Raw genomic sequence first — 9798 nt, forward strand, 5'->3', positions numbered from 1 at the left:
GTCTACAAGGAGACCATCATCAGCGCCATACGCAAGACCCTGACCGCCACCGCCGTCGTCGGTGCCGTCCTCGCGGGCTCCGCCGCCTGCGGGACCGTGGAGCAGCTCTCCGCCGGCAAGAAGCTCGACCGGGCCTTCGACAAGCTCGGCGAGAAGAAGACGCTCTCCTTCGAGCTGGACCTGGACACCGACGCCGCGTCCCTGAAGGCACTGGACGCCAAGTCCGACCCCGAGCCCGGCGACGAGCTTCCGGACGAGGTCGCCGAGCTGCTCAGCGACGCGAAGATCACGCTCACCATGCAGTCGAAGAAGCCGCTCGCCGACTCCGGTGACAAGGACCTCGTCGGCATGGCGATGAAGGTCAGCAACCCGGACGGCGACCTCGCCGAGTACCGGGTGATCGGCGACTACACCTACCTCCGTGCCGACGTCCAGGCCATCGGCAAGCTGACGGGCAGCCCCGTGCCGCCCGCCGACGACCTGCCCCCGGAGGCCGGTGCCTTCAAGGACGCCCTGCAGGGCAAGTGGGTGAAGTTCAACACCAAGGAGATGGAGAAGGCCGGCCTGTCCGGCCAGGAGGACGAGGACAGCCCCTCGTCCGCCCCGTCGCTGGACGCCAAGACGCAGAAGAAGCTCATGAAGTCCCTGCGCGAGGTGGTCGCCCGCGAGGTAGAGCTGAAGACGGCCGACGGGGACGGCGACACCGAGCACGTGACCGCCACGGCCCCCTTCCGCACGCTGGTCACCAAGCTGCTCCACGAGATCCGCCCGCTGGCGAAGGACCTCCCGCCGGGCATGGACCTGCCGACGGACAAGGACCTGAAGGACGCCCCCGACGCCAAGGTGACGGCGGACTTCACGCTGGAGGACGGCGAGCTGTCCCAGGTGGACGTCGACCTCGCCAAGCTGGCCGAGACCCCCAAGGTGAAGAAGCTGGGCCTGACCCTGCGGATGAGCGACGGCACCAAGCCCACCGTTCCGGCCGGTGCCAAGGAGCTGGACCTGAAGGAGATGATGCAGGGCTTCTTCGGCACCGCGGAGCTGAACGGCGCCGAGTTCGACGACGAAGACTTCTGATCCCGCCGAGCGCGAGGGGGCGGCACCGCACCGCCCCCGGCCCCCATCGGACGAGCCACGGCGACACGCTCCCACCTGCGCACCGAAGCCACCGCCCCCTGCCGACTCCGGCCCGGGGGCGGTGCCGCGTTCTCGCCGAATACACCGGCAGGCGAACAAGAAGACCCCACTCGGCCAGGTGTTCCCCGAAAGCCCGCTCCCGAAGGCGTCGGCACGGGCACCGACAATCTGACTTTGCACAGACCGGCTTTCCGAGCCGATCGGGACACCGCTGCCGGTAGCGTCATCCTTGCTCGCGTCACACGGGCCCGCCCCAGGAATCGGATGCCGCCGATCCCGGGGTGCGAAAGAGTCGAGTAAGGAAGCGTCATGCCCAACCCGATTCGCCGAGAGCGCTGGTGGCTCTCCGGGCAATTGCACGGTATCAGTTCGCCCTTTCACGGATGGGGTGATCTCGCAGGGTGAGGCACTCGCAAGCGTGATCCTTCGCAACACGTTCACGTCGGCATATGCCATCGCTCCCGCCCCGAGGTCCCGTGCGGAATACGAACCCGCCTTTTCTCCCCGGCCGTTCACTCCCGGCGTCACGCCGTTGCCACCGCCTCGGATACGAGGCGTTCATACAGTTGTACGGGCAGCTCTACTACCGCTACGCACGAGCGCGCCTGGACGAGGAGGCCCCCTCCCGGCTCGCCGTCGACTTCACTGTCCGAGCCGTGCGCAGACGGTGGGCGGACCTTCTGCGCCAGCCTTGCCCCGCCACGGAGGCATGGCGGCAACTCCGCCACCACGTCACCGCGTTACGCACCGAGCGTGACAGCCTCGTCGACCGCCTCTACGAGAACTGCGCCCCCGACGTCGCGGACATCGCCTTGCTCAGCTACCGGCTCAGCCTGCCGCTGGACGCCACGGCCGACGTCATGGGGATAGACCGCCCCTTCGCCGCGGCCGGCCTGCGTGCGGCCATGCGCCACTGTTCCCCACAAGCCCTCGAACACCTGGAGGAAGTCGTCCCCCATTCGTAGGTAGGCATGCACAGTCGGTGATGGGGCGTCACCCCCGAGAACACCACGTCCGCGCCCCATCCGCGCCACCCTTCACGCCACCCCGCTTCACAGCACGGTGGTGGATCTTGTCGTGCCCTCTTAGGATGGCCGCTCATTCCCTGGAGAGATCGGGGCTCGACCAGGAAGGGCATGCGCGTTGGCCGACAACCGACCCATCGACCTGTCCGTTCCCAGCGCGGCCAGGATGTACGACTGGCTGCTGGGCGGGAACTTCAATTACGAGGCGGACCGCCTGGCCTGCCAGGAACTCCTGCGGCACGCACCGACCAGCCGGGCATTGGCCCGCAACAACCGCTGGTTCCTCGAACGCGTCGTGCACACGCTCGCCGCGGAGCACGGCATCAAGCAGTTCGTCGACTTCGGATCGGGCCTGCCCACCCAGAACAACGTGCATCAGGTGGCGCAGGCCGTTCACCACGACGCACGGGTCGTCTACGTCGACAATGATCCCGTCGTCCTCGCGCACGGCCGGTCCATTCTCGATTCGAACGACCGCACCACCATCATCGAGGCCGACATGGCGCAGCCGGAGACCATCTTCGAGAGAGCGGAATTCGGCCGGCTGATCGATCTGCGGGAACGCACGGCCGCTCTCTTCATCTCCGTCCTGCACTGCGTCAAGGACAGGGACGATCCCGCGGGCATCGTCCGCCGGGTCGTCGCCCGGCTCCGGCCGGGCAGCTTCGTCGTGATCTGTCACCTCGTCAGCGAGGACCGCGTTCTCCGGGACCAGGTCACCGAACTGATGCGGCAGCAGACGGGCGACCAGTGGGGCCGGGTCCGCGAGAAGTGGGAGGTGGACCGCTTCTTCGACGGCCTGATCGTCCACCCGCCAGGGCTCGTGGACGTGACCGACTGGAGAGCGGACTCCGACTTGCGCCGGCACGACCGCAGCATCGAGTGGACGGATTACGGCGGCATGGCAGAGGTCCCGCCGCGGTCGGCGCCGATGGAAGCCTAGGCGTACTCCTCGCGCGCCTTCTCCAGCAGTTCCAGGGTCTTCTCCCGGCTCAGCGCGGAGTCGTTGCTGAGACGCAGAAGCAGCGTCGCGAACCGTTCCACATCCCGTGTCTGCATGTGATAGTCCGCGCTGTCGTTGCCCTCCACGTAGACGATCGGAGGCAGATCGCCCATCTCGAAGGTCAGGTGCGTCATCGAGGCGTGGTTGGAGACCACCGTGCCGGCGAGCGGGACGATGCGAATGGACACCCTGGGCTCGTGCGCGAGGTCGATGAGCTTCTGGATCTGACCGCGCATGACGGCCTTGTCGCCGACGACACGGCAAAGGATGCTCTCGTCGAGCAGGAAGGTGGCGTAGGGCAGGATCTCCTGGCCGAAGAACCGCTCCTGCCGCTCACGACGCAGTTCGGTCCGCGGCCCGATCAACGCGGGCGTCGGCCTCGCCTCGCCCAAGCCGTTCCGAATGATCCACTCCGCGTATTCCGGCGTCTGGATCAATCCCGGGACGATGAACGCCTCGAACGTCAGCAGCACCGAACACTGCGACTCCAGTCCGATGAGACGCTTCATCCAGTGTGCCGCGCAGTCGGAGAACTTCCGCTCGAACCACTCCGGCTCGGTGGCCCGCTGCGCGAAGGCCATCAGCAGCCGCCGGTCCTCCTCCGGAAGACCGAAGAAACGGGCGAGTTCCCTGATGTCCCTGAGGTCCGGCGGGCTCTCGGCCCGCTCCAGGCGGCTGATCTTGGAGACGGACGCGTTGATCGCCTTCGCCACGGTACTGAGCGTGCGCTTGCCCCTCAGTTCGCGGAGCCGGTGTCCGAGCAAGAGCCCGGCGACGGTCGGGACGACCTCGGCGACCGGGCGCCCTTGGAAAAGCGGGACGACGCCCTCGGACTCAAGGGACACGCGGCCTCCAATCAGGGGAAAACATGCCCCATATGATGGCATGCCAGAAGACCGCGTGTCCCCTCGAATGAACTACCGACTAACCGTCGATCAGATGATCGAACTCCTGCTTCTTGGCGCCGTCCATGAACGCCTCGAACTCCGCGTTCTGGAAGATCAGGGCCGGGCCGGCCGGGTCCGTGGAGTTCCGGACCGCCACCCTACCGTCCGGGAGCCTGGTCAGCTCCACGCACTGGCCGTTGGCGCTGCTCTTCCCGCTCTTCACCCACACCGCCTCGATCGAAGCGGCAGACACTCCGTTCGAATAGTTCTGCATGCGCATACCTCCTGAAGTCGCGATGCGATTATCCGATTTCCTCGCCGCCATGCCGTCAACTCCGGGAATCGGCAGGCGGATATGCCGTGCAATCCCACGATGCAATTGCACGACCCTCACCGTATCGGAATGCACGCCTCACCCGTTCGAACATGGCGACCCACTTTCGGGTGATCCGCAACGGCCGGGTCAGGAGGTGGGGCCGGCCGTGCTCCCCGCTACCAGCGGATCGCCCTGAAGTCGATCGGGCGGGGGTGGAGCAGGCGGGTGCGTTCGGTCAGGGCGTGCAGGCGGCGGGACATCTCGTCGGCCGGCAGGCGGCGCCGGTCGCCGTGGCCGGGCAGGACCCATTCGAACCGCAGCCGGTCCGCCGTCCTGGCCAGGGACGCGGCCAGTTCCTCGATGGAGTACCAGGTCACGGTCTCCGCGACCTCGAGGTCCCCGGTCGTCCGCGACCAGTAGAAGCTGTCCCCGGTGAAGCAGTACCGGTCGTCGGCCACGTACAGGACGCTGCCCCGGGTGTGCCCGGGCAGGGGGTGGGCCGCGACCCCTTCGGCGATCTCCAGCGGCTCCAGTCCGCGGATCACCCGGTCGGCGTCCGGCGCGGCGTCCAGGTCGCCCTCGTGGATCCACAGCCGGGCGCCGAAGTGGTCGGCGTAGCGGCGGCCGTGTGCGGCGTGGTCGCGGTGGGTGAGCAGCACATCGGTGACGGGTCCGGAGGCCGTGTAGCGCTCGGCGAGTTCCCGGCTCCAGCGCGGGGTGTCGATCATCATCCGGGTGCCGGACGGCCGTAACAGCAGGTACGAGTTGGCGCCGGCGGTGTGCGGCGAGTTGTGCCCGCAGATCAGCACCCCGTCGTCCAGGGCCAGCGGGAACGGGTCCAGCGACCGGTCCGCGCGACCGGCCGACGGGCGGATCGAGCGGGTGTGGCAGGCGAAGACCGCCGCGTGCAGGCGCCGGTTCTCCGCCTCGTCGGCCGGCGGGCGCACGATCCGCGACTTGCCGTCGGCCTCCTCGATCAGCTCGGGCGCGAACTGCCGGGCCACGTCGCAGTTCGTGCAGCGGTCGTCCACGTACCATCCGTCCACGGCTGGGCTCCCTGCCTCGCGGGCGGCCACGGCCCGGGCCGCCGTTTCCTCCAGGGGTACCCCTTCGGCCGCCGAACCGGAAGCCCGGCCCGATCTTGTGTTTCGGGCGCCCGGGCGCTCTGGGCGGCGGGCGGGAAACGGTCCGGACGGATGATCCGGCGTTGCTCAGGGGCGTACCTCGAAGCCGCCCCGGCCGTCGAACCGCACCTCGCGCACCACGTCGAACCCGTCCGCCGCCGAGGGTCTGCGCAGCCGTTTCAGGGTCGCGAGGAGGCCGGCCTCGGGGACCCGGTCGCGGCCCTCGCGGACGTCGTTGCGGCGCAGGGAGCCCGCCGCGTCGGGCGGGAACCAGTAGGCCGTCACGGTCGCCCCGTGGGCCCGGGCCGCCGCCACCAGCGGGTCCCACTCCCGGGGCGACGGGTTGGTGTTGTCGACGGCCACGGACCGGCCCGCCGCCAGGTGCTCCGTGACCAGGCGCATCTGCCGGGCCTGCTTGTTCTTCGCACCGCGCGGGAACAGGTCTTTGCTGACCAGCTCGTACCGGCCGGACAGGCACCGGCTGTAGAAGGTGGACTTCCCGGAGGCCTGCAGCCCGACCAGCACCGCCAGGTCCGCCAGGTCCGCCGGGTCCGCCGGGTCCGCCGGGTCCGCCGGGTCCGCCGGGTCCGCCGGGTCCGCCGGGTCCGCCTGCGTGGTCATACCCGCCACTGTGGCACGCCGTCGGACCGGTCCGGGCATCCGCGGGCCGCGCGACGAGGGGGCGGGCGGGCGCCGCGTGCTCGCCTCAGCCCCGGCCGGCGCCCTCCAGCAGACCGGTGACCTGCGGGTGTACGACCTCCCACGCGTCGTTCGGCAGATCGCCGAGGGCCGTGTCGCGCAGGGCTGCGAGGGTGTCGTCCGCGCCGGGGCCGCACCGGGCGGCGCCGCCGAGGACGTCGTAGCCGTACCGTACGGCGACGCGCAGGCGCCGGCCGTCGTCCTCGGGGTGCAGGGCCGAGGCCACCACGAGGGGCGGCTCCCCGCCGGGCTCGCCGGGCAGCTTGCGGTACGCCGAGGCGAGGGGCGTGCGCCAGCGCAGGCCGAGGAGCACGGGGCGCTCGGCGATCAGCTCGGCGAGGCCGGTCCCGCGGACGCCGTCGGGTTCGAGGACCGTCGCCCGGGCGTCGAGGACCAGGGCGGCGGGCAGCAGGCAGCGCAGTGCGCTGCCGACGAGGTTGCCGCCGACCGTCGCCGTCCGCCGTACGGCGCCGGTGCCGATCGTGGCGGCGGCCAGCCGCAGGACGTCCGGCACCGCCTCGTCGATCCGGTGGAGCAGCACGGCGCCGCCCAGCGCCTCCCGGCCGACGGCGTTCGCCTCCGGCACCTCGCGGAGCGACATCGCGAGGTCCGGGAACCCGTCGCGCTGCCAGGTCGCCCAGAGAAGCGTCGCCCCGCCTATCGGCACGGCCCCGTCGGCGAGGCACCGCCGGGCTTCCGGCACGGACGTGGGCAGACGCAACAGCACGGCCGCCGACCTGCCTTTCCGGGCTGGGAGTCGGATCGGTCGGCGGACGGTCACCTGTCCGCCGACAGCGCAGTCTTCTCGGGTGCCGGGGGGCGCGTACAGGGCTCACACGAGCATGCGGCGCGCGCCGGGGGAACGCCGTCCGGGCGGCCGGGAGGGGGTCCTCGGGAAGGTGGAATGGCCGTTGCCGGGTGGGGCGTTGGGGAGGTGAGGGGCGGCTGGCGCCCTCGAACGACATGCGGCGCACCCCGGGTGCCGGGGTGGCCGTGCCCTACGGAAGGAAGCACCGTCCATGGCCCGCGACGCCCGCACGATCACCAACCCTGCCACCCTGCACGACCCGGCTCCCTTCGGCTACAGCCACGCCGTCTCGGCGCCGGGCACGCTCGTCTTCATCGCGGGTCAGTACGCCTCCGACGCCGCCGGCGCACCGGTGCCCGGTGACTTCGCCGCGCAAGTGGAGCTGGCCTTCGACCGGTTGCGGCAGGCCCTGGAGGCCGAGGGGCTCGGGTACGAACACGTCGTGCGGCTCGGTACGTTCGTCGTCGATCACGACGCCGCCAGGCTGGAGGCCCTCGGCAAGGCCCTGCACGCGCGCTTCGGGGACCGGCTGCCGGCCCAGACGCTGAGCGGCGTGGCGTCGCTCGCGCTGCCCGGCATGCTGTTCGAGGTCGACGCGATCGCCGTCCGGCCGCCCGCGTCGCAGGGGTGACGGGCGCTCGCCCGGTCACTCCGTTCCGCTCGTCGTCGTGCCTTCCCGAGCGCCCCGGCCGGCGCGAGGGCCGTGCCGCCAGGTGATCGCGGAACCAACCACGCTCCGAAGCGGCGGAGTTGAGTGGGTGCCGGGTCGCGCCGGGGTTCGGCGGGGCGGTCCGGGGGGAGGCGGGCCGGCCCACCGCCGGAGGTGGCGGCGCCGGAACCGGGCCCCCGGGCGCAGGACCGTGGGCCTGGAGACCCCGCGCCCCGGACCGCCTCCGCGCCGGCCGACGCGGCGAACCCGGCGCCCGCGGGCCGCAGTACGTCCCGCGTCCGGCCCGGGGACGCCCGGACGCGACCCGCCGACGCGACGGCACCGCCGTAACGGAACCCCCGCGCGAGGCTCGCCGGAACAGTCGCGGCGAGCCCGCGCGCGGCCGACCGAGAGCACGGGGCTAACGCCCCGCGGCCACCTGCCTGAACGCGTCCAGCGTCTCGCGCACCAGGTCCGCCATGTCCCCTTCCCCGTCCTGCGCGAGCCAGCGTTCGAAGCCGATCCTGAACACGGCGACGCCGGCCTCGGCGGCCAGGCTCGCGGCGGGTTCGGCCACGTCGCGGCGGCGCAGGGTGTCGGCGAGGGCGGCCGACAGCGAGGCGAGTTTGATCAGTTCGCGTTCCCGGAGTTCCGCGTTCGCCGTGATGACGGCGTGCCGGGTGCGGGCGTGGGCACGCCGGTCGGCGAAGGCCGCGCAGACCGCGTCGAGGCCGCGCGCCAGCGCGTCGATGGGCGCCGCGTCCCCGGGGGCGGCGGCGACCGCCCGGACGAACAGGTCCTGGAGGTCGCCGGCGCCGGAGAACAGCACCTCGCGCTTGTCGGCGTAGTGCCGGAAGAAGGTCCGCTCGGTCAGCCCGGCCCGCCTGGCGATCTCCGCGACCGTCGTCTGCTCGTATCCGCGCTCGCTGTAGAGCTCCAACGCCGCATCCGCCAGGCGCCCGCGCGCGTTCGGCTCCCATCTGCTCATGCCCCGATCCTAGCGATGACAGTGACTGCCATCGAGTGTTAGGGACGATGACAGTCACTGACATGAGTAGTCGGGAGTTCCCATGCGTTTCTTCGTGACCGGTGCGTCCGGCTGGATCGGCTCCGCCCTCGTGCCCGACCTCGTCGCGGCCGGGCACCAGGTCGTCGGGCTGGCCCGCACCGACGCCTCCGCCGCCGCGCTCGCCGGGGCCGGGGCCGAGTCGGTCCGCGGCTCCCTCGACGACCTCGGCGTCCTGCGGGACGCGGCCGCCGCCTCGGACGGCGTGATCCACCTCGCCTTCAAGCACGACCTGGCCTTCGGCGGCGACTTCCAGGGGGCCGCCGAGGCCGACCGCCGCGCCGTCGACGCCCTCGGCGACGCGCTCGCCGGCACCGGCCGGCCCTTCGTCCTGGCCTCCGGACTGGCCGGACTGACGCCGGGGCGCGTGGCGACCGAGCGGGACGTGCCCGCGACCGAGGGGTCGCCGGCCGCCGTCCGGGGGGCCACCGCCCAGGCCGTGCTCGCACTCGCCTCGCGCGGTGTCCGCTCCAGCGTCGTACGGCTCTCCCCCACCTGCCACGGCGACGGGGACAACGGCTTCATGGCGACGCTGGTCTCCGTCGCCCGCGCCAAGGGCGTCTCCGGGTACATCGGCGACGGCGCCAACCGCTGGGCGGCCGTGCACCGCCTCGACGCCGCGCGGCTGTTCCGGCTGGCGGCCGAGAAGGCACCCGCCGGGTCGGTGCTGCACGGCGCGGCGGAGGAGGGCGTCGCGATCCGCGACGTCGCGGAGACCATCGGCCGTCGCCTCGGTGTGCCCACGGTGTCCGTGGCGCCCGAGGAGGCCGAGGACCACTTCACCTGGCTGGGCCGCTTCCTCGGCCTGGACTCCGCCGCGTCGAGCACGCTCACCCGCGAACTGGTGGGCTGGGAGCCCGCGCACCCCGGGCTCCTCGCGGACCTGGATGAGGGGCACTACTTCCGGGTGCCGGCCAGCGCCGGCTGACCGGACCGCAAGCGGCGACCGGCCCGGAAGCGCGGTGAACCGCTTTGGGAGCGGTGACCCGTTCCCGGGCGGAAAAAAGTCCTGGGGGGGGGGGGGGGGCGGGGGGGGGGGGGTCGGGGGGGGGGGGGGGGGGGGGGGGGGGGGGGGGGGGGGGTT

Annotated in this window: 11 protein-coding genes; 5 read left to right on the forward strand and 6 right to left on the reverse strand. The window is 71.8% G+C overall.

The window, feature by feature from the left end; all coding sequences use genetic code 11:
- Nucleotides 1-96 precede the first annotated feature (96 nt).
- The 3 genes from ACZ63H_RS21580 (at nt 97) to ACZ63H_RS21590 (ending at nt 3105) form a co-directional block, all read left to right on the forward strand.
- Nucleotides 97-1077, forward strand: a complete 981-nt coding sequence (locus ACZ63H_RS21580) for a hypothetical protein (RefSeq protein WP_469867461.1) — start codon at nt 97-99, stop codon at nt 1075-1077.
- Between the two features lie 626 nt (nt 1078-1703).
- Nucleotides 1704-2102 (forward strand): hypothetical protein, encoded by a 399-nt coding sequence (locus ACZ63H_RS21585; RefSeq protein WP_469867330.1) that lies wholly within the window; start codon nt 1704-1706, stop codon nt 2100-2102.
- Between the two features lie 178 nt (nt 2103-2280).
- Entirely contained in the window at nt 2281-3105 is an 825-nt protein-coding gene (locus tag ACZ63H_RS21590) for an SAM-dependent methyltransferase (protein WP_469867332.1), read from the forward strand.
- Here ACZ63H_RS21590 and ACZ63H_RS21595 read toward each other — a convergent pair.
- The 5 genes from ACZ63H_RS21595 to ACZ63H_RS21615 form a co-directional block, all read right to left on the reverse strand.
- Nucleotides 3102-4010: a helix-turn-helix domain-containing protein gene (locus ACZ63H_RS21595; RefSeq protein WP_469867334.1), complete on the reverse strand. Its 909-nt coding sequence runs from the start codon at nt 4008-4010 to the stop codon at nt 3102-3104. The two genes, ACZ63H_RS21590 and ACZ63H_RS21595, sit on opposite strands and share 4 nt — an antisense overlap.
- Nucleotides 4011-4089: 79 nt before the next feature.
- On the reverse strand, nt 4090-4326 hold the full coding sequence (locus ACZ63H_RS21600; RefSeq protein ID WP_469867337.1) for a DUF397 domain-containing protein: 237 nt from the start codon (nt 4324-4326) through the stop codon (nt 4090-4092).
- A gap of 218 nt (nt 4327-4544) precedes the next feature.
- A complete protein-coding gene (locus ACZ63H_RS21605; RefSeq protein WP_469867339.1) occupies nt 4545-5414 on the reverse strand; it encodes an MBL fold metallo-hydrolase in 870 nt (289 codons plus the stop codon).
- Nucleotides 5415-5579: 165 nt separating this feature from the next.
- On the reverse strand, nt 5580-6113 hold the full coding sequence (locus ACZ63H_RS21610) for an AAA family ATPase (RefSeq protein ID WP_469867341.1): 534 nt from the start codon (nt 6111-6113) through the stop codon (nt 5580-5582).
- An 85-nt stretch (nt 6114-6198) separates the two neighbouring features.
- On the reverse strand, nt 6199-6918 hold the full coding sequence (locus ACZ63H_RS21615; RefSeq protein WP_469867343.1) for an FAD binding domain-containing protein: 720 nt from the start codon (nt 6916-6918) through the stop codon (nt 6199-6201).
- A 292-nt stretch (nt 6919-7210) separates the two neighbouring features.
- Between ACZ63H_RS21615 and ACZ63H_RS21620 the strand changes: the two genes are divergently transcribed.
- Nucleotides 7211-7630, forward strand: a complete 420-nt coding sequence (locus ACZ63H_RS21620; RefSeq protein ID WP_469867345.1) for a RidA family protein — start codon at nt 7211-7213, stop codon at nt 7628-7630.
- Nucleotides 7631-8069: 439 nt separating this feature from the next.
- On the opposite strand, the gene ACZ63H_RS21625 is transcribed toward ACZ63H_RS21620, so the two are convergent.
- A complete protein-coding gene (locus ACZ63H_RS21625; protein WP_469867347.1) occupies nt 8070-8636 on the reverse strand; it encodes a TetR/AcrR family transcriptional regulator in 567 nt (188 codons plus the stop codon).
- Nucleotides 8637-8718: 82 nt separating this feature from the next.
- Here ACZ63H_RS21625 and ACZ63H_RS21630 point away from each other — a divergent pair, with 82 nt between their 5' ends.
- A complete protein-coding gene (locus ACZ63H_RS21630) occupies nt 8719-9642 on the forward strand; it encodes an SDR family oxidoreductase (protein ID WP_469867349.1) in 924 nt (307 codons plus the stop codon).
- Nucleotides 9643-9798: the final 156 nt, after the last annotated feature.

The sequence above is a fragment of the Streptomyces sp. NPDC104831 genome, from assembly GCF_055583025.1.

What these genes read in the sequence shown, in the direction of transcription:
- ACZ63H_RS21630 (WP_469867349.1), top strand. Translation starts at nt 8,719, where the DNA reads ATGCGTTTCTTCGTGACCGGTGCGTCCGGCTGGATCGGCTCCGCCCTC.
- ACZ63H_RS21600 (WP_469867337.1), bottom strand. Translation starts at nt 4,326, where the DNA reads ATGCAGAACTATTCGAACGGAGTGTCTGCCGCTTCGATCGAGGCGGTG.
- ACZ63H_RS21625 (WP_469867347.1), bottom strand. Translation starts at nt 8,636, where the DNA reads ATGAGCAGATGGGAGCCGAACGCGCGCGGGCGCCTGGCGGATGCGGCG.
- ACZ63H_RS21610 (WP_469867341.1), bottom strand. Translation starts at nt 6,113, where the DNA reads ATGACCACGCAGGCGGACCCGGCGGACCCGGCGGACCCGGCGGACCCG.
- ACZ63H_RS21620 (WP_469867345.1), top strand. Translation starts at nt 7,211, where the DNA reads ATGGCCCGCGACGCCCGCACGATCACCAACCCTGCCACCCTGCACGAC.